The following is a 21,296-nucleotide window of genomic DNA, read 5'->3' as shown; positions in this document are numbered from 1 at the left end:
ACATTAACCTCATACAGAAACAGCACTTCCGGTCGTTTGTTCATAAAGTTTAATAATGTCCTCTATGGATGTCTGTCTCGGATTGACCAAGACATTTCCACTTTTCATTGCATCCTTTGCCATAGGATAGATATCTTCGTCAGGAATATTGTAATCAGAAAAGTCTTTGGGAATTTGAATATCAGTAGATAGCTGCTTGACAGCTTCAACCGCTTTATTGGCATTTTTCATTAAAGGATGACTTGGATCCAGTGACTCTCCCATTGCTTTTGCTATATTCATGAATTTTTCAGGGGCAGCCGGCAAGTTGAATTCCATTACATGAGGCAACAATACGGAATTTGCCACACCATGAGGGACATTGTACTTCGCGCTGAGCGGATGGCTCATAGCATGGACATTCCCCAAGCGTGTGTTATTAAAGGCGATGCCTGCTAATAAGCTACCATACAACATAGCACTTCTAGCTGACAGGTTTTCACCATTATAAACCGCTTGACGCAAATTCGAGCTGATTGTACGAATAGCGTCCAATGCCAGCGCTTCCGTCAACGGATGCGCCATCGTAGATGTATAAGATTCGATCGCATGTACAAGTGCGTCTAAGCCAGTTGCTGCAGTGATTTTCCTTGGCAGTGTCAATGTCAATTCGGGGTCCAGCAAGGCCCATTTCGGGGCGAGTTTTCTCCCACCGGCCGTTAACTTGTATTCTGTGGCCGTGTCCGTAACTACTGTGAAAATGGTAACTTCACTGCCAGTTCCCGCGGTGGTAGGGATAGCTAATAACGGGAGGGATTCATGTTCAAACTTGTCCATTCCTTCATAATCGGTGATTTGCCCGCCATTTGTCGCCAGCATCCCTAACGCTTTAGCTACATCAATTGGACTTCCTCCACCAAGACCGATCAAGAGATCCGGTTGAAACCTTTCTAATAGATACATGCCGGCATCGACTGTACCTGTTGTTGGATTCGCTTCTACATTCGAAAATACCGTACATTTTGCTTCTGTCTTTTTTATCTGCTCCATAACTTGATCTAAAATTTTAGCTTTTTCTATTCCTTCGTCACAAATAATCATTACTCTCTCAAAACCTTCTTTTTCAATGATTTCCTGTACATGAGCAATTGCACCGGCCCCAAAGAATAAATCTGGTCCTAAATTAAACTGACTCAATTGTTCAAAACTCATTCCCATTCCTCCTTTATTTTCTGTCACTTTAGTTGATGCAAATATCGTGCCAAAAATAGATTTCAAAAAGATTATTCTATTAAAACAGTGATAACACTGGTTTCTATTTTTCTCTCTATATTTCATCCTATATTAAGAGAAACACGAAATAGAGCAATTTGGCACGTTTGTTGTGCTTTTTTGCACAATAGTGTGAAAATTTGCACATCCCAGTTAATTATGTAAAAATAATGTAAACGCTAACACTAACGGAGGGTAATTATGGCTGTTACATCAAGTAGTTATGAAGAAGTCCTTTCTTCTTCTCAACTCTCAGAATTTGTGGAATGGACAGATCGAGCATGCACAATCGTTGATGAAGATGGAAAGTTCGTTCAATCAAACCAATTGGCTAACGAAATCATAACTCCAAAGGAAATCGCTTCCCTTTCCATTCATAAATGGGAATGTACAGAAAGCATTTTAAAAAAACACATACAACTCAAAGGTGTTCCATATAGTTGTACACGCAGAAAAATCGAATTACATAACCACCTCTTTTACCATGTCACCTTTGATCCGACAGATACAAAGAGGGAAATACCAGTCTTAAATGATGTAGTAGGATATGTCATGGATTCCGCCCAGGAAGGAATTTATATCACGGATGGTGAAGGTTACACGCTGAAAATCAACGAAACCTATTCGCTTCTCACTGATATCCATAAACAGGATGTGGAAGGGAAACACGTTTCCGAATTGATAACCCTTGGATATTTCGATAGTTCTGTCACTGCTAAGGTATTGAAATATCGCGAGAAGGTCTCTATTATGCAAAGAATTAATAATGAACGGAACATATGGCTCGTCACTGGGATACCCGTGTTCGACAGTCACAACCATTTGATTCTAATCATCAATACTGTTTATGACATGACAAAGTTGAATGATTTGCAAGAGAAATTGAAGAAACAGAATGTCTCAATAAAAAAACAAGAAAAAGAAATCCAAAGGCTCCGTTCAAAAATTGATCAAAGCTCTGATTTTGTTGCTCAGAGTCCTGCTATGGATATCATCGTGGAGAGAATTAATCGCTTAGCCGAAGTGAGTACATCTGCCTTAATACAAGGAGAAACAGGTACAGGAAAAAATGTCATAGCGGAACGTATCCACTCTCTTAGTAAAAGAAAAAATAAACCTTTCATTGAAGTGAATTGCGGTGCTATACCAGAACAGTTATTTGAATCAGAATTATTCGGTTATAAAAAAGGAGCATTTACAGGAGCTTCAGGGGAAGGAAAAAAAGGGCTGATAGAAGCAGCAGATGGAGGTACTATCTTTTTGGATGAAATCGGGGAACTCCCCGTTAATCTTCAAGTGAAATTATTAACGGTGCTCCAAAGCAAACGAGTAAGAAGAATTGGCGACGTTAAAGATAGGCATGTTGATGTCCGGATCATCGCTGCCACAAACAAAGAACCTGAAACACTTATAAAAACACAAAAACTTAGAGAAGACCTATATTATAGATTATCGGTAGTCACCTTGAAGCTACCACCATTAAGGGAACGGAAAGAAGACATTTATCTGCTGACTAAATTTTTCCTTGATAAATTCAATGAAAGGCATGAAAAAAAGCTGAAATTCGCAAAAGAAGTGTTCTTTGCCTTTGAATTCTATCAGTGGCCAGGGAACATAAGGGAACTGGAGCATTTGGTAGAACAACTAGTTGTTTTGAATGACGGCCCGATTATAGGTACATCAGACTTGTCTGAGCCTTTTCAGGAGCTCGCCAAACCTACAGAGGAAAACCGGCCATTAAAAGAAGCAGTTCGTGCATTTGAAAAGAGCTATATTCTTGAATTATGGAACAAACATAAAAACATGTATACCGTTGCTGAGATGCTTGGCATACATCGCACAACCCTCTTGAGAAAAGCAGAGAAGCTTGGAATTGATTTTACTCATTAAACAACAAAGAAGGAGCTTCCTTATGTTAGGAAGCTCTTTCAACTACAAATATAGAGCTTGCTATCCATTTTGTTTTTAATGAATATCTAAGCCCTAACACCTCTATATACCATAGCGGTGTTTTATTCTATGTAATACATCACACATCCAAAAATAAATTTTCATTTATGTCAGATAATTGTATTTTGTACGGATATTATTGCCCAGTTCTTAATGCTCATATAATATAAAAAAGCCGGCAATAGAAGGAAAGTGCTTTCGGATAGGAATCAAATATGTCAATCACTTTTGAAGCTCGTCTAAGGCAATACAAACTCATGCTAAACAAATTTATAAGTAAATACCCTCTATTAGAAAAAGAAGATCTCTACCAGGAAGGTTTAATTGTCCTTTATGAATGTATGCAAAACCACAATGAATCCCTCTCCTCTTTCACCACCTATTACTACATGAAATTAAACTATCACTTTCTTGACCTCCATCGCCAGAACCAAAAACAAATTCGCTTAACGAAAAAGCTCCGAATACAATCCTCAGTCTCTGTCCCCTTACCTTCTTTTGATCGTTTTCTTATGGACGATATCCTTCAATTACTTACACCCAAACAAGCAAAATGGTTTCATTATCATATACTTGAGAACAGAAGTTATCCAGAAATTGCTACACTAGAAAACACCACAATAGATGCTATAAAAGGCTGGGCTAGGGAAGCTAAAAAGAAAATTGCTGTTTTACTAAGAACTTATGAAAAATAAAAATTCTTGTAACTTCTAAAAAAACTAGAGGAATAGAAATTCCTCTAGCTCTACATCTTTACACGACTAATAATATTCTCTTAATAATACTAAGAAAAACTAACCTGTTTAATTTTATCTAGCTTTCTTTTCAAAATAGTGTTCTAAGCGGTACTCACAGATTTCTTTTGTAAGTTGATACAGTACTTCCTTGTCAATCTCATCTACATCCATGGCTACGCTAAAGACATCTCCATCGAACTCAACAAGCCCCTTACTTGAGCCTGCCCACTTAGTAAATGGCATTTCTTCAATCAACTTTACGACTTTCTCTTCTTTATAATCCCACAGAGCCTTAGCTTTCTTTGTAGAAAAGTCAGTATCTCTCCGGTATCTTTTGCTCATGAAAAATTGATGAAAGTCATAGGCAATACCTTCCGCTTGCAATGGCTGATCAAATAACTCAACTCCACGATTAAGCATCAGCTCTAAGACAACCATTTTATAACTTTTACTCATGGCTGTCCTTTCGACTTCTTCCAGCCAGTCTTGATAACGTTCATACACCCTTATTTCTTCCTCAGAAAGTTCATCCGCCCACTTTAAAAAGCCGAAATAACTTCTAAAAATCCGCTTATATTCTTTTGCATTGATATCACTGCGTAGGTGTAGTTCCAAGTATGTCGGACGTCGGCCGAGCATTTCTTTGACCTTCTGATAAGCCATACGAAGTTGTTCTTTTCGCGGACTTGCTTTTTTGCGTATCTCTTCAATCAAATCGATCGCCCTGGTATCCAGGTTCAATTCACAAGACGCTGGTACCACTGGCAGGAGTTCGCCTTTTTTCTTTTTCTCACTATGAGTAACATCAAATAACGCAAGCTTGTTATCTGCATTACGATAATTACCAATCAGATCTATGATATGACAGTGGGTTTTCCCCTCAGTCAACCGAAGACCACGCCCCACCTGTTGTGTATAAACAACCAAGGATTCTGTAGGACGGGCGAATAAAAGCGTATCAACGGAAGGAATATCCACACCTTCATTAAACAAATCCACCGTAAAGATAATATCGATTTCTCTACTTTCCAGCTGACCGATGACATTTGTCCTGGTGAAGTGATCGGTCTTACCGTGGATAGCCTGAGCCTGATATCCCTTATCCCTGAAGTACTGAGCTAAAAACTCAGCCTGTATGACAGACGAACAGAATCCTATTGTGCGTGTCTGAGAATGTTCTTTCCAGCCAATCAACACTTTCTCTGCCACTTCTTCCTGCAGCTGGGCAGCGAGCAATTCTTCCTGATCATAACGCGTCCCCAGCCAAGTAACTTGAGAGTAGTCAATGTCATCATAGACACCATAATACCGAAAAGGGGATAGCCAGCCACGCTGGATGGCCTGAATAAAATCCATCTCATAAGCGACGTTACCGTCACAAATTGCAAAGATATCCTGCCCATCTGTCCGTTCAGGGGTAGCTGTTATTCCTAATAAAAATGCCGGGTTAAAGTAATCCAACACTCGCTGATATGACTTCGCTGCCGCATGATGAAATTCATCAATTATAATCAAATCAAAATCGTCCGGCGAAAAAGAGTGCAGGTTCTCCTGGATACTTAAGGTAAAAATAGAAGCAAAAACGAAGTCGTTTTCTTCTTCCTTTACTCGTCCATTGTATATTCCTGAACTCTTCTCCGGGCTAACATGGCCAAAAGATTTCTGACCCTGATACAAGATTTCTTCTCTATGAGCTACAAACAACACTCGCTCAAATTGCTCTGCAAAGAAAGCAGCCAAATAGGTTTTCCCTAGCCCGGTCGCCATCACTACCATGGCTTTATCATAGCCTTCTTCCTGTGTTTCCACTAATGCTTCCAGCGCATCCGGCTGGGCAAAACGAGGTTCAGGCCTGAAATGATACTCCCCTTTCGATTCTTCTATAACCTCTGTAGTACCCTCCATTGTTTCCGGTTCACCAAAGGTGAGGTTCAGCTCTTCCTGCTTTGTCCATGTTTGGGCCAAATCAGGATGGCGTTGTCTGAATGCTATGTATCTCTCTTCATACTTTTGGATTGTTTCCTTATTGATAATCATGGTGTTTTCATTCTGGAAAAGATGAATAAATTCTTCCAAGGCTTCATCATACACTTCCTCTGAGACATGCCGGGGCATGCTGAGGTTCCACTCCACCCCGTCTCTCAAAGCTGATTTCGACATATTGGAGGAACCAACAATCAACGTCCCCTGCTCCTCATACTTAAACAAGTAAGCTTTCGGATGAAAGGAACGACCATTACTTTGCCATAAGCGAATCTCCACCTGGTCACTCGGAAGTCCTACCAATTGTTTTAAAGCTTCTGGCTGCGTGACGTATAAGTAATCCCCTGTCAGGATTTTGATATCTGCACCTCGAAGAGCAGCCGCTTCTAAACTTTGAAACAGCTGCTCAATCCCCGACTTCATCACAAAAGAAGTCATGATATAAATGGTAGATGCATGGCTGATGTGATCAAGAAGATCGTCTAAGAGTTGACCTGTAGCCAGTTTCATTTCACTCACCTAGTCTTCAACCTCTACCAAAAAGATTTTCTCTTTAAATGACCCTCTCTTCTCAGCTTTCTCTTTACGAATTTCCTCTACCAATTCAATGGAACCGCCATGCACTTCTGCAAGGACATTCATTAATTCAAGAATATCAGCCATTTCCTCAAGTGCCTCTTCATTGTTGTTAGCATATAAATATTCAGCGAGTTCCTCACGTAACTTGGTCTTTAAAGATTCTACGTATTCTCCATCTTCTAAAATGCGAGTTTCGAAGTTTTTGCCTGATCTTTCGATGATATCTGGGATTCGATCTCTGATCAGTTTGTTGTATGTAGGCATATATACCTCCTAAATATAATTGGTTAACTATAGCTAAATAAAGCTACTCCATTATTAAAAGCATATCCAGAATTAATCGATGTAATATAGATGAGTATTATATTCTCAATCCAAAAAACAATCCCATTATATTTTATTATGAATGTAATGGGATACACAACGTAAATTATTTATAGTAAAGTTAATATCCCTTTTATGTGGTATAAAAGGACTAAATCCTATACCTTTGTAAATACGCATTTAATATGTGCTAGCTAAAACTTTACATCATGCCGCCCATAGGTCGTTAAGATAAATAGTGAAAAATAATATCAAAATCATTTGTAATTATAAGTTTAATTATGCTTATCTCCTTTATCATTAATGAAAAGAAATAATAAAATGAGAGAAAAAGCATGTCAAAAAGTATGCCATTTCAGTTTAAAAGTAACATAAGGCCAACCTTTAACTAATCGCTCGAATTCGATATGTCTATTCTTATGGATTTATCATAATTTCCGGTAAACTTTCGTTAAAGTCCGTACTTCTTTGGTGTTTGTGATATTTCTGTGAACATAAAGGTGGTATTAACCAACACTTAACCTTTAATTAAGATACTTACCTCTTGTTCGATGAACTATATCCGAACTTTGCCCTACTCTTTATTATTGATATTACAAAAATGATCACTAATAGGCCTTTTAGAAAGAAATTCAGGGCCTAACTTTATAAGCAACAATTATGTTTTTGCACTGCATCTTCCTTTCCATCAATAAAGCCTCCACAAACAAAACATCTTGGAATTTCTGAGATGAATTTCTCATAATTTTCACGGATAGTTTTTTCTTTTGTGCTTTTATAATTGCTTTCCCCAAATTCCAGATAATTGTACCTTGACTTTAAATCAGAAAAATCATCATTTTCACAAGCTATTAGGAGTAATTCATAATAAGAGCTTAACTCGTTAAATGCTTTTTTCGCCTGTCTTTTCTTACGGGCAATAGCTTGAATATGTCTTTCATTATCAACAAGAAACTCTTCAAATTCCTTTCTGTTTCTAATAAATAATTTTGTCAGCCTTTCATTCTGACTTAATTCTACTGCAAACCTAATAAATCCATAAAAAGTATTAGTTTTGAATTGCTTGGTTGCACCATAGAAATAAGCTTTTTGACTTATATTTAAGTAATCTTGAATAAACTCTAGTACATTTAATAACTTGGCTTCTAAAGAACAAATATCTAAATGCTCTCCATTATCAACAATTTTAACCGCATTATAAATCCTGGAGATTACGAAACCTTCATTTAGAGAACCACCTAATGGATAATTATTTAGTTGATGGGATAAAGAAGGCATAAAGAAACGATTAAAAAGTGACTCAGTTGAGTCATTCTGATGTTTAGATACTTGGCCTAAACCATGTGCCAATATTGCTCGACTTAACTTAGATGTAGGCAAATGATCTTTTTCAATCAATTCTTTTTCGTCTTGAGTTATAACTACTCCTTGTTCATTTATCCTTATAAAGGATTCCTTTACCTTTTCGTAATTACCGGTTACCCATTGTACAGCAATAGATCGTTTTGCGATAACGCTCTTAGCCTGCTTGAACTTTTTATCAGTAGAAGTTTTAATTTCTGAGTAGCTGCCTATATTCTTATTAATATAAGATTCTATTACCTGATGATTACTATCATTTAGTTCGTTCTCTTTACCGTAATCAGAATTAACCCAAGCTATTAAAGAACTAATTCTATGTGCCCCATCTATAATATAAATATTCCCTTCTGAATCTTCCCAAAGAATTATAGCTGGAATTAACCCATCTTCTAGAAACGTATTAATTAATTTTTCTACTCTTTCAACAGTCCATTGATTTGTATCCCTTTGAAATATTGGTTTCTTTAACTGTTGATAGAAAAATTGTCCTTTCTCTAAATCTGTTAAGTTGAAACTACTTCTTCTATCAGATTGCGCACCACTTTGGTATTCATCTGTGGCTTCAATATCTCCTCTAGGAATTAAGTGCTCTAAATTACATTTTTGGTTTTTATTAAACAACTTTTCGCTCACCTCATAATAAATAATGTGTTCAAATTGTTCCTGAGATATGTGTTTTTCTAAGTAGAGTATTTGCGAATCTTGGATAGTAATAACATCTTGTATGTATAGTGATGTGTATTTGTGTAAAAAATCAATAAATAGATTTAATGCTGTACGCTTATTACCATCCTCGAAAGCATGAATATTATGATGGGTTATGAACAAATTAATAATAAAATCTTCGTTAGAACTATAATAAACTTTTTTTGCAAAAGAAGCTTCGTATGAGTTTTTTTCAGTAAATATCCCCGGTTTAAAATCAGAATGTCTGTAATTTAAAATTTGAGCATATTGTAGGTAATTGTTGATTTCTTCTTGCGTTACTACTAAATATCTTTTTTTAAACTTAGGCTTTAATACTTGCCCCTTGAGAATACCACTTATTTTACTACCTTTCTTTATTGTATAAGTGCCATTATCATATAAACTTTAGATTTTCATAAGCTTGCTTTTCTGCTGGGGTATTTACTCTACTAGATAATGACTTTTCTAATTCCTCCATTGCAACCTCCTTCAAAATCTTAGTATAAAAAGCAATTAGGGTGAATCACTTTTTTTAAACTTTTCACCTTTTAATGTCGAGTTATTCTTCCTTTTTTTCCTCATACATTTTCTCAGTTAAATTGGCCAATAGAGTAATAGACTTATATTCCCCACTATAAATTCTTATTAGAGCTAATATAAATACTAACCCTAACAACACAATTGAGAGTATATTATAGTACACCACTTGTGACTCACTTAGGGCTTTAAAAGTAAAAATATGATTAACCAATATTCCACTTCGAAGTGCTAAGAACATTGCCCCTGTCATTATAGTTACTAGGATAGTAGTGTTTTTATCTTTCTCTTTCGCATCTTTAAGTGAGTTTAATATTATTATTAAATTTAGTAAATTATCTCTGTTATAATCACAGTATTTCCAAATGGCGCTTCTTATTTCTATCATTTTTTTTAAAACAGGCATATTCCCTTGATAATTTAGTTCCAATGTATTAAGTATTTCACTGTAACTATAGGTGCCAGTCCATTTTTCTAACTTTCCAATTTGCTTGGAATAAAATAAGTCATACTCTTTAAGGATAAAATGTAATAAAAGGTAGGGTATTACTAGTAAAGATAACATTAAAAAATGTTCAAAAAAGGCTCGACCCATATAAGACCATATTAATCCGCCTAAAAACGACCAAACCATCAATAAAAGCATTACTAACAATGGTACTTTTGCCACAATATATATTCTTTTAATAAACCCCAAATGAATCCAACCTTTATTTTTTACTTCTTATCTTTTTATGTCTCTTTTTAAATTTATCTCTTTAGAATTCGTCTCTTCTAAAATAATTGAAGGAAGACATATTATAATGCTCATCTTTCATATAAGGTTTATTTTTTTGTTCTTTTAGAAGATTCCCCTTTTTCTCATAAAAGTTTATGGTGTAATTTAGCTTCTGATATTCATCACCCATAACTCTCTTCCTAATTTTTTATATATATAAATTATAGCAAATAGATAATACAATGTACTCGTTAGAAAATACTATATCTGTAAAAGAGGGTTACCTTAAAAAATTGGCAACCCTTTTTAATAAGCGATTTATTAGATTAATGCATTTATACCTAGTACTATACTTATAATCGTTCTTTTGTTTCGACAAAATTGGTTAAATGATGGTTAGTTTATTCACAGATAAGTTATTACTTAATACCTAGAGAATCTAAAGTAGATTTGGCAGCCCTAATACAATCTTCTAATACTTCTTCCTCTTTTCTTTCTAAGTCCACATAATGGTTATCCCAATCGGAATGACTTAAATCATTTCCGGTGATAAGCAATAAACGATTTTTATTTTGAACCTTAAATAAATTCTTGTAGCAGAGTAATTGGTCATTTGCTACTTTTGCAGTTTTATTCACACTACACTCTACGATACCTGTTATGGGTATATTCATCCCTCTTAAAGGGCTCCTTTTTTTACAAGGAATGTTTGGTGAATTTGTAATTCTTAAAATACCCTCCGCTATATTACTACCATCCATAAAATTAAAGGAAAAATGGACTTCCCCTCTATCTTTGTCTATATAAGGGAATCCTACTGATGGCTTTCCAGGTATAACTATAATATCTGGCCTTTCAGAGTAGTCTTGATTACACATCACTTTATGATATGGACATCCCTCCCTAAAGAAGCTGTAGTATATCCCATCTTTTTCAATTATAATTTTTGGAACTAGAGACTGAAGAAAACGTTCTGAGAGATTAATATTTGAGACATTACTTGAATGACCAGGCTGTGCCCCATGGTGTTGAGGAATCTCGTTTCTTAAAATAAATATTTCTTCTTTTATTTCATGTTTTAAAATAGGGTACTCATAATTCCATCCTCTTTCTTTACTCTCGGTAATTAATGCAGCTAAAATAAGCCACTCGAAAGAGGTTCCACTGGATATTGGTCTCTCCCAAACATCATCCCATTCAAAAAATTCAATATAATCTTCTAACATGCTCTTAGCTAATTTTTTTAAAGTCTGTGAGTTCAAGTTAATTCACCTCAGCAATATCCTTTAGAAATTGACGTAAAGTTTCTATTGAGAAAAACACAGTCCACCCTGTATTTATCAATCTTCTTATAAAATACTCCTGAGGGATTAATTTCTCATCCATATCTACAAACATAATTAAAGGTAACCCTTTGTAACGTTCAACAAAACTACCGTTATTATAAATATATTTAGTAGTAATACCGACATAAGCCTCTTCTTTTGCTCTTCTTCCAAATTCCCTTTCGCTAAAATATTTAGCTTTAATTATTGCTAAAGGTACTTTTGTTTCTCTCAATCTAATTACTTTCATATTTTGATATGGAGAAACTTTTCCAGTGGTGAAATTACTATGGTAAGCAATTGGACGTTCTAAATTAGTTTCGTTAAACGAAACTATCTCATAGCTATCCCCTAATGAGTCTTCAACAAAGTAAAAAGTAGGTTTTATATTTGATCCATTATTTATTTCACTTCTTACTGATTCAGACAGAAGTTTTCTCGCTCTTTTGTTTGTAAGCTCTTCATACAAATCATTAATATTAAATATGTCGTTTTCTTCACATATCTTCGTAATTTTCTCTTTAATATTATCTAATTGTTCAGAAGTAGGTTTTCCGTTATAGAGATTATGTTCAGTTATACCATTTATATCTAAATCTTGTATATAATTTATTGTTCCCTTGTGTGGTGTCCTTAACAAAAGTCTACGCACTATCAATCTGTTCTCATCTTCCCTGCTCCATAAATATCTTATATAATCACTTATAGAATCACATTGATCTGGTTTATCAAATATTTTTTTAGTAGTGATATCCCAATTAGCCATAGTCTGTAATGCTCCGGGTATAAAGGGTGCTTTACTAGTAACTTTTTCTAGAGTGTTTTTATACATTGGATTATATGGTTCTGAGCCCCATAAAATCCCTTTAACTTTCCCCTTTATATTCATACCACCATATTTGGATTTAGATATTACCTCATCAAAGTACTCTTTATTTATATCTTCTATTCTTTTAATCAAATTAGCTTGTTTATCTGCTACTTCCGAGCTAGGTAACCCCTGTTCAAACCAGCTTATAATTTTATCTTGCATATATAGAATAAATTCCTTTATCAGAGTAGACTCAGAAGAGTTATAAATCTCTTCTAGAAGTGAATTATATTGAAATTCCATTTTTGCCTCTTTAAATAATTCATTGAGTTCATTAAACAAACCATTTATGTCGAATTTATCAATTGGGTAAACAGACAAGTCAAAAGCATTCTTTTTTGCACTTTCAAACCACCCATAGGTATATTCAGTTGGACCTACAGTAAAATGGACTGTTCTAAAGGATTTGTTTTCAGAAAGTAACCATTTTCTTAAACCTAGAGATTCAATTAAAGTCTCTCTTATTTCATAAGTTTTGTTAGACTCTGGTCTACCACTTTTATTTCCTTTGTAACATGTAGTTTGAGCCCAAATTTCAAAATCTCTATTTCCATTAATATTAGAAAACGTTTTTACTTTAAAAAAGTGATCAAAAACATCACTGCAGTCGGATCTTACAAACTCTTTTTGTCTAAGTGGTTCTTCGAAACTTGCTACAATACCTTTTTCTTTTAATTTTTCAAGCGAACATTTAATAATAAAATCCACTAAAATTTCTACATTTTGGTTTCTAACAGTCGCGTATTCCTGTACCCCCATATGTGATACCATCAGAACATCCCCCATCTTAAGAACTAGACATTTTAAATTCTACATAATTTATGGAAATTTTTCCACAAAAAATATTACTATTAGCTTAACACAGAGATGATAAAGTGGATCCATGTTGAGTAGTATGTTGAAATAACGTAAAAAAACTCTTCCATAAAAGGAAGAGTTAATATTACGATTATATTGCTGATTAACTATACCAGAATCCGTTAATATTAATAAAATTCTTAGATAAAATCTTTTCTAATTGTTTCATGTCTGGGGGCGGTGTGCTAGATTGCTTAATAAAAATCAGCTGAATTATTTTACTATGCAAATACGGTAGTGTTCTGCTTCTTTTTTCTTGATCTGGAGTGTTTTTCAAAAAATCATCTAAATATACAAGAAAATCCTCCTCAGTAAGTCTAAAATTAAATTCTGATTTTCTTTTCTTCTCTGTATTTTTCTTAAGTTCTATTACAATATCAAAACGGGCTGTACCAGAGCTACTTGTTACCTGATTCCATCCTCCTTTACCTTTATCTAACATAGATACGCCAGAGACTTCAAAACCTGACTTCTTAATAGCTTCTCTTAAACCTTCCCAAATCTTTGAGTCTGTATTATGGAATACGAGAGAAGTATAGCTTCCAGTCTTCAAAACTCTGTGCATCTCTTTTAAGCTCTTATATAACAGATCATTATATCTATTCAGATCATGTTTTCTAGTATTATTTATTACGATTTCTTTATCCTTATCTGTGTACTCTCCTAACCAAGCTTCAGATATAAAATTTAATTCAGCATATTGTATGTTTGCTCCAAAAGGGGGATCTGTGAATATATAATCAATAGAATTATCTTCTAATTCGGCTAAATTATTTGCTGTATTATTCATAAAAATATTCTGTAATTCATTGTAGTCTTTAATGATATCACAAAGTTTTTCTACCTTTGCTATTCTTCTCTTAAAAACAGATAATACATTCTGTTCTAAGTTTAAAGAGGGAATATAAAGTGTCCCTGGTATATTACTTCTTCCACCTCGACTAGCTATATACTTAACCATCCTTGAAACTGCTATTAGTGACCCCGTAAAAGCAAAAAGAAGTTTCTCTCTTATCAACTTGTCTTTAACTTTAGTAATAGCTTGGTGCAAGTAACTAAGAGCCAAATAATTTCTATGAGTAAAGAAATGGTGGACATGAGTTACATCAGAATGGTAACCTGACCTCCATTGCTCCCCCCACCTTTGACCTGTATCTACATTCATCATTTTCACTATTGGTGCGTTTTGCGGTATTTCTATTTTATTTATTGCGGATAATATTTCTTTTTCTTTATCCGTAGTTTTATGTTCTCTTCTTTTACAGCCGTTTTTACAATCGTAGACTGTGATTACAGGTACTGACGACATTCTATAACCTGTTAAAGCTTTACGATTTAGAGTAAGATCACATTTACCGCATGAAAATTTTTTGGCAACTGATCCACTTTCATTGTCCACTGCCCGTTCCCAAAGATTAAACTGAGAATCACAAAAAGGGCATTTAAAGACATCTGACCATATCGTGTAGGCAATCTCTGCTTCTCCACAACATTTAGAACAATTTGTTTGATAAAGGGTATTAATTTTTTCTGTAACCTCTTCAATAACTTCTTTAGTAGCTTCTCTTAATAAATCTTGATTAACTATTTGACTATGACCTTTTGAGATATGAACAGCTGCTGTACTCAAATCATTTAAAACACCCACTCTGTTCATTAATCTAGTAGCTACCCCAGTCATCCCACTACCGCAAAATGGATCTAATATGGTATCTCCTACGTTTGTATAATGTTTAATATACTCTTTAATTATTGAAGGTGGAAGTTTTGTATGATAAGGATGCGCATTCAAAAAAACTCCCTGACCAGTTGTTTGAGCTTGCACAACTCCTTCTAGAGGGGCTATTTGTGTTGACTTTATTGATGTGCTATTCATTTCTCGCCCTCCTGTATTTTATACCTGTCTTTTTCATAACCGTTGGGTATTCTTTCACTTGCCTTCATCCATGGATAACGTGGTATCAGACTATCTAATGGTTTTTGAGATAACCTTTTTTTAATTTGATTTAACTCTTTTTTACATAGCCCGATTTGTTTAGCTACGACGTTATCTATTTCTTCAATAATTTCCATAAAGGTTACCTTGTCATGTGGTTGGTTATAGGAAAGACTACTCTCTGATAGTTTATCGTATAGTTTAGCTAATTTTTTCACAATACATTCTGAATATGGAAAAGGTAATTTTTCAACTGTCCTAGGGTACATGTGTAACCTGTGGGAACCTTCCATAACCCCAGCACGAAGACTTATTAATGAAAGATACCTTATAATATTACTGTTTAAATAAGCAGTTGCTGCTTTTAGAAAGTTTTTATTTTCATGAGTAGCTACAATTGATGTATCTAATGCTGCTATACTTGCGTCTTCCACATAAACTGCAGTTGGCGCAAGGATGATTCCAGGTAGTGCTATATATCCATTATCTAAGTTCACCCTATTATTCCATAATGATTTCTTCTGTACTTTATCTATGTCAACCCACCCAATGGAAGGTCCCTTACCCGCAATAAACATACTTTTTCCATCTACTACTTTTACGGAATTAGGGCTATTTGCATCTTTAAAAATTTTAGCTTTAGAACCTCGTTGAATACCATATTTGAATTGTATGTGTTCACCAAGGGTTTCACTATAGTCTAGTTTCTCTAGTATAGGTATATCATTTGTCTCAAGTAAAGGTAAAATATATTTGCTTGGATTAACGGACATAGAAAAGTAATCTTTATAATAAAAGCTTTGAAACTCTATTTCTGAACTAGGCCATTCACTCGGAACCGCAGTTTTAATTATATCGTAATCATTTGGCTTTTTATTTTCGATTATAAGAATCATTGGTATCGCACTTGCATCCCATATTTTCGGTGAAAATTCAAGCCAAATGATCTGTTTAATAGTTACTTCTTCAGCTAGTATATTACGTATTGACTCTGCAGCAGTGGAATTTGAAATACCACCAGAAAGGACTAATCCGACTTTTCCATTCTTTTCAATCCATTCTTTTAATATCCTATACAGAAAAACAATTGCGGTATCACCATTTTGCCCCCAAACATTTCCCCACATTGCCTTTAATTGTTTACCATTTTTCAAACGCTCTGCCCTTATATAAGGAGGGTTCCCAACGATATATTTATAGCGTTTCTCATCTCGATAGTGATTATTCTCATTCGTTTTTTCAAATTGGTTATTTTCGAATAAAGTAATTTGTGTTTCCGATGCGTTTTTTTCTAAGGAATTTGTGTTTAAAATGGAAACATTCTCTATATTCCCATCAAATTCACCTTCTTTTAACATTGTCCAAATAAGAAAGAAGCGTGTTAATGTAACAGCAAAATTGTTGATATCAAATCCCACTAACTCGTTTATTTTGAAGTTTTCAGAATTATTAGTTTTTCGAACAGCCTCTGTTAGGAAGGTTCCAAAACCACAAGATGGGTCTAAAATATCACCTTCTATGGGCTCACCATTAAGAATTGTTTCGTTGACAATATAGTCAACTACTGAACGTGGTGTATAATATTCGCCAAAATGCTTTCTTTTATTTGCGTTGAGAAAATATTGGTAAACATCACCTAAGATCTCCTCATCAATCTTGGAGACAGGTATGTTATATAAGGTATTAATTGCCATGGTTACATCCTCATCCCAAGCATCCTTTCTTTCAAACAAAAAACGTTCAAAGTCGATGTAGGGTAATTTATTCAAGTCATTTAGTTCCTTAGATATGCTCTTATTAATAAAAGGATTTCCATTTTTATTAAGTTCTATATTGTAAGTCAAATCATTTACTATTGATTCATTGATGTAGCCTAGCTCTTTTAATAACCTGAGAAACAGAAGTCTTGTAATAAATAACGTTACCGTATCATTTATAAATAATTCTTTAGCCATCCCTTTATTCTTTTTGTTTTTTTCCAAGGATATTGCAGTTGGAAACTTTTCTATGTTTAAATTTTTACTCCATGTTTCAAACATTTGAATCGAGTATTTGTTTAAAGTTTTATATACATTAATAAGAATATTTACGATTTCTTTTGGAGTTTGCGCTAACATAGTTTTTTCTCCAACCATAAATTCCACCAACCCCTTTGAAGAACTTCTTAACTTTCCTTTGATGACAAGTTAAGACAGAATAAGTCTAATAATATCAAATTTATTGTTCTTTTGATACGCACCTTCCATTGAAGGCTTGCTCTACGTACTTTTAAATTAAGGGAAAAATCAACAATTTGTATGTATATAACCTAGCAACCCACATATCGTTACGGTAATTATAAATTTATCGTAACAAAATTCTCGTTGCAGGTCAATACGTTATCTAGTAAAATTACCGTAACGGTTATATTGGGGGGAGAATTATGACGATAAACAAAATTAATATGAGATGGCACTTTCAAAAAGATGGCTATGTATGGATGGAATGTAAAAAAGGAGAGGAGAAAATCAAAGTATTAACTCATTTCTCTTCAGAAGATACTTCGGTAGAATATAGTCCTTTTATTGAGTCAGGGCTGTTTAAGAATTTTTCAGAAATTGAGTTAAACGAAATAGGTATAATCCAGTTTGCTAACAAGTATGGGACCCTAACAACTAACCAAATAGAAACTTTGGAATATTGGGCCAGTAATGTAAAAGAAATTTGGATAGTAATATCTATATGGGAAGGAATAATTAAAAGTAACAAACTCGCTCTTTCTAGATTAAAAGATTGGATAGATCAACAAAATGAAAGTAAGATTAACCAATACGAAACGCATAATATTTCTGCCAATAGTCAGTCTGTTTCTAATTTTATTCAAATAATAAATGATACCTTGAACTTAAATAAGATAAATGAGGAAGTTTATTCAACAACATGTAATTTATTAAAAAACCATATAAACAATAAATTAAAGCTTGTTTCATCTGAAATGTATTTAAATAACAAACAGCTTTATCTTGGTTATTCACCTAAAAGCTTGCTTAGCGGAATGTGGTTACAGTTGGCCTTAGCTGTTAGCGAGGATAAGGATTTTCGTAGGTGCAAAGAATGTCAAACATGGTTTGAGATTTCTCCAGACTCTGCGAGAAAAAGTAAGCTCTTTTGCTCAAATGCTTGTAGAAGTAAAAACTATAGAAAAAGAAGAGCATATGCAAAGAAACTTTTTAATAAAGGTTATCCATCCCAAAAAATTTCAAAAGAGCTAAATACTGACATATCAACAATTGAAAAATGGGTAAAAGAGTAATTCTTCTCATTAAGATAACTAAACCTGCCAAATTAAATGTAAAAGACAGGGATGATCCCTGTCTTTAGTCAATTACTCCCTTTGAAAAATTATTATTTTTAGGGGATTACTTGTTTTTAGAAGCTCATTTGCTGACAGTTTTATTACCAAGGATAATAGAATATACATCAGGATCTTTGTGCTTTATATTCCCCTTTATAGGAATTAGGTTTTAAATTATTACTTAAAAAAATATATGGATCTTTTATCTCTTCTAACAATTCACATTGATTACTTAATTTATCTACTTGAACAAATGCAAGGACATATTGCTTTCCAAGCTCCTTTGCTTTCATTAGTTCATTATTTGTGAAGAAGAAAGAGAACTTAGTATTAATTTTACTTGTTCCTTTTACTTCTATATACTTTCTTGTTCCATCAGGAAAAAAGGATTCAACATCATACCCTAAACCATCTACTTTTTTTCCTACCCACTTTATTTCAAAGTTTAAGGATAGGTTATATGCAGCTAGTCGTTCAGTTTCTAGATCATAAATAAATTGTTCTGCCATAGTACCAACTTCTTTGTTCCTCTTATTTCTAAGCTCTCGCAACCTCTCATACTTACTAACATCTATCCCTGTATATCTCCTCTTATTGATTAAATCTGTACTGGTGAGTAATTCACCTTCTATCTCCTCAAGGCCAGGACCTAAGGTAATATATTCAAGTAGCGATTCTAACGTTAGAAAGTCATTTCCTAGTTGAATTAAATTAATTTTATCAACCCTGTATTTTATATATACTGAAACACCTTTACCATATCTCTTTGGCCTAGATCCTTTCCCTAAATTTAGAGAAAAATCACTATTTACTAACACTCTATCTCCCACTATTTTATCTTTAATCATATTAATCTGATTCTTACTCATATTTTTAAGCTCATTAGGAGATAGGAATTCTGCTCCATTCCCAATAGCTAAATATGCATTTTCTAGCTCTCTATCAAATAGCAACACTACGTAAACCCCATGTTGTGTGGTAAGATTACCAACAGAATTCATTGGAACATAGTTTTTATTAAGAAAAGCTATCCAATATACTTCGGCCATTCTACCCTCACCCACTGAGGATCTAATTTGATAGTCATTTATTTGGACACCTTTCTTACCAAGTAATTTTTCTAGTAAAATAGGGAGGCGATTAACAAATAATTTATGGGCATCTTGTCTTTTATCTACCTTTGCACTTATCTCACCACTTTCTGTGAATTTATACTCTTTTAGCAATTGAATTTCAGATTTAGTTAACAGTAACTTTTTATCCATTATTTCACTCACCTTAGATTGAATTAGATACTGTCAGAAGCATATCAAATTATTCTACCCATTTTTCTATTAACATTTTACTGCTTTTTATATTTCTTTACCATAATTACGAAACCGCTTCATTATCCTTCTAACTATAAAAAGAACCTACATAAAATATACTAACGATTATCTAACTCGGACACTTGAAGTGTAATACAAAGAAGTTAATTCCTTAGGAACTTCTCTCATCACGGAGTTTTTAAAGCCGCTCCATGAAACCAACAAACCAAAATCTGCACTAAAGTTACTCATAGTACCAATTAACTGGTCTAATGTGGGTCTGTCAAGAGGTGTATCTTAAGTTTTTACCTGTACACAAATCCTTAGATGACCGAATCCTAACGTATCAGATGCAGCAAGGATATCGACGCCTTGGTCTGCCCCTTCCGGACTTCGATAAGTGGTAAAACCCTTAGCCTTAAGCAATTCTTCAATTAAAACCTCCATATATGTCCCTTAAATCGCTGAATAATGCGCTTGGAAATCTGGTCATAAATGTACTCATCTAAATCAAATGTAATCTGCTCTTCATACTCGTCAACTGGATCTTCAATCGTTTTATCTTTCCTGACATTCCAATTGTTTTGATACATCTCACGTATTTTTTTCCGCACCATTTCGTCTGATCTTAAAAACTGTCATAAATAAGGACTACCGTTTGATTCTTAGTACTGATACTCACTAATAATCTCCCCAATATGTATCGTTCGGTTCATTTTTGAAGGAAGAACCACCCAGTCCCCAATTTTCACACGGTGAGCAATTGGCCAGATCTGTGAAGCCCAGTTTACTTCCTGCTTTTCCTTTTCAAGGTCATAGAGATTAATGAGTGTCTGATAAAGCTCCTCTTTTTCATTTAAAGTGAATTAATCTGTATTTAGGTTGTCACAGGTTAAATATACTCTTTTATCCTGTAAAAACTTATTCTCGTACTCCCCCTGCTTACCTGCACGAAACAACCATATACTCATATTTTTCCTCCCTTGAAATATTCTACTTTGTTATTTTAGCCTGGTAGTGTTATAAAAAAAGCATTCATTACACGATTAAAGGGCAATTCAATCGCACCATTTTCATTCGAATCGAATTCATTTTAATCATCATCCAATTCGATCATAAATTCCCCTTCTCTAACGTCCTCATTTGGGTCATATACTCCTTCTTTTTCAAAAAGTCTTCTTCCAAACCACCCGGCAACCAAAGCGCTCAAATAAGTAAGAATAATGGTTGATAAGATTGCAGTTACTAGCTTACAGAAAACATCCATATCCTGTAAATACTGAACATTAAAGTTTGCAATCTGTACTAAGTAGCCCACAATAATAAAAGAAAATCCAATTCGATATGCGTAAGTTTCAGTATATCTATCTAAATATCCCATATTGCGTTTTCCTTTAACTGGAACAATCATTCTGGCGGCCTGTCTTGACTTCACTTTTGTTCTAAACGCAATAAAATACCCCAGCACAATAGCTCCTGTTAATTGAAGAATTGATGCAAACAATTCATCTCCCCCTTTATTTTTTAAATTATAAAT

General features: G+C 34.1%; 16 protein-coding genes. 3 read left to right on the top strand and 13 right to left on the bottom strand.

Annotated features, from left to right (window positions below; translation table 11 throughout):
* Nucleotides 1-9: 9 nt before the first annotated feature.
* A complete protein-coding gene (locus BLV00_RS01190; protein WP_176791276.1) occupies nucleotides 10-1,191 on the bottom strand; it encodes an iron-containing alcohol dehydrogenase in 1,182 nt (393 codons plus the stop codon).
* A gap of 261 nt (nucleotides 1,192-1,452) precedes the next feature.
* On the opposite strand from BLV00_RS01190, the gene BLV00_RS01185 reads away from it, so the two are divergent.
* Nucleotides 1,453-3,141, top strand: a complete 1,689-nt coding sequence (locus BLV00_RS01185) for a sigma-54 interaction domain-containing protein (protein WP_093041368.1) — start codon at nucleotides 1,453-1,455, stop codon at nucleotides 3,139-3,141.
* Nucleotides 3,142-3,416: 275 nt separating this feature from the next.
* Nucleotides 3,417-3,896, top strand: coding sequence for a sigma-70 family RNA polymerase sigma factor (locus tag BLV00_RS01180; protein WP_093041366.1), 480 nt, complete (start codon nucleotides 3,417-3,419; stop codon nucleotides 3,894-3,896).
* 114 nt (nucleotides 3,897-4,010) lie between these two features.
* On the opposite strand, the gene BLV00_RS01175 is transcribed toward BLV00_RS01180, so the two are convergent.
* From BLV00_RS01175 to BLV00_RS01140, 8 genes are all read right to left on the bottom strand, one after another.
* Nucleotides 4,011-6,431 (bottom strand): DEAD/DEAH box helicase family protein, encoded by a 2,421-nt coding sequence (locus BLV00_RS01175; RefSeq protein ID WP_245728741.1) that lies wholly within the window; start codon nucleotides 6,429-6,431, stop codon nucleotides 4,011-4,013.
* Nucleotides 6,432-6,440: 9 nt separating this feature from the next.
* A complete protein-coding gene (locus tag BLV00_RS01170) occupies nucleotides 6,441-6,764 on the bottom strand; it encodes a nucleoside triphosphate pyrophosphohydrolase (RefSeq protein WP_093041362.1) in 324 nt (107 codons plus the stop codon).
* A 705-nt stretch (nucleotides 6,765-7,469) separates the two neighbouring features.
* Nucleotides 7,470-8,807: a GmrSD restriction endonuclease domain-containing protein gene (locus BLV00_RS01165; protein WP_245728706.1), complete on the bottom strand. Its 1,338-nt coding sequence runs from the start codon at nucleotides 8,805-8,807 to the stop codon at nucleotides 7,470-7,472.
* 625 nt (nucleotides 8,808-9,432) lie between these two features.
* Nucleotides 9,433-10,080: a hypothetical protein gene (locus BLV00_RS01160; RefSeq protein ID WP_143030658.1), complete on the bottom strand. Its 648-nt coding sequence runs from the start codon at nucleotides 10,078-10,080 to the stop codon at nucleotides 9,433-9,435.
* Nucleotides 10,081-10,547: 467 nt separating this feature from the next.
* A complete protein-coding gene (locus BLV00_RS01155) occupies nucleotides 10,548-11,390 on the bottom strand; it encodes a hypothetical protein (RefSeq protein WP_093041357.1) in 843 nt (280 codons plus the stop codon).
* Nucleotide 11,391: 1 nt separating this feature from the next.
* On the bottom strand, nucleotides 11,392-13,095 hold the full coding sequence (locus tag BLV00_RS01150) for a hypothetical protein (RefSeq protein WP_093041355.1): 1,704 nt from the start codon (nucleotides 13,093-13,095) through the stop codon (nucleotides 11,392-11,394).
* Between the two features lie 190 nt (nucleotides 13,096-13,285).
* On the bottom strand, nucleotides 13,286-15,058 hold the full coding sequence (locus BLV00_RS01145; protein WP_093041353.1) for a DNA methyltransferase: 1,773 nt from the start codon (nucleotides 15,056-15,058) through the stop codon (nucleotides 13,286-13,288).
* Entirely contained in the window at nucleotides 15,055-17,253 is a 2,199-nt protein-coding gene (locus BLV00_RS01140; RefSeq protein ID WP_093041351.1) for an HsdM family class I SAM-dependent methyltransferase, read from the bottom strand. Before BLV00_RS01140 ends, BLV00_RS01145 begins: the two co-directional genes overlap by 4 nt.
* A 287-nt stretch (nucleotides 17,254-17,540) precedes the next feature.
* On the opposite strand from BLV00_RS01140, the gene BLV00_RS01135 reads away from it, so the two are divergent.
* A complete protein-coding gene (locus BLV00_RS01135) occupies nucleotides 17,541-18,410 on the top strand; it encodes a hypothetical protein (protein WP_093041349.1) in 870 nt (289 codons plus the stop codon).
* Nucleotides 18,411-18,577: 167 nt separating this feature from the next.
* On the opposite strand, the gene BLV00_RS01130 is transcribed toward BLV00_RS01135, so the two are convergent.
* From BLV00_RS01130 to BLV00_RS01120, 4 genes are all read right to left on the bottom strand, one after another.
* Complete coding sequence (locus BLV00_RS01130; RefSeq protein ID WP_093041347.1) at nucleotides 18,578-19,717, bottom strand: MrcB family domain-containing protein; 1,140 nt, start codon at nucleotides 19,715-19,717, stop codon at nucleotides 18,578-18,580.
* Nucleotides 19,718-20,056: 339 nt separating this feature from the next.
* Nucleotides 20,057-20,206, bottom strand: coding sequence for a restriction endonuclease (locus tag BLV00_RS22220; RefSeq protein WP_245728704.1), 150 nt, complete (start codon nucleotides 20,204-20,206; stop codon nucleotides 20,057-20,059).
* Nucleotides 20,194-20,376: a hypothetical protein gene (locus BLV00_RS22215; RefSeq protein WP_245728702.1), complete on the bottom strand. Its 183-nt coding sequence runs from the start codon at nucleotides 20,374-20,376 to the stop codon at nucleotides 20,194-20,196. The genes BLV00_RS22220 and BLV00_RS22215 overlap by 13 nt, the downstream gene beginning before the upstream one ends.
* 476 nt (nucleotides 20,377-20,852) lie before the next feature.
* Complete coding sequence (locus BLV00_RS01120) at nucleotides 20,853-21,263, bottom strand: hypothetical protein (RefSeq protein ID WP_093041345.1); 411 nt, start codon at nucleotides 21,261-21,263, stop codon at nucleotides 20,853-20,855.
* Nucleotides 21,264-21,296 lie beyond the last annotated feature (33 nt).

The sequence above is a fragment of the Thalassobacillus cyri genome (assembly GCF_900107755.1).
Taxonomy (GTDB): Bacteria; Bacillota; Bacilli; order Bacillales; family Halobacillaceae; genus Thalassobacillus; species Thalassobacillus cyri.
Note: the sequence above shows the minus strand (reverse complement) of the source record. Positions and strands in the feature narration are given on the sequence as shown.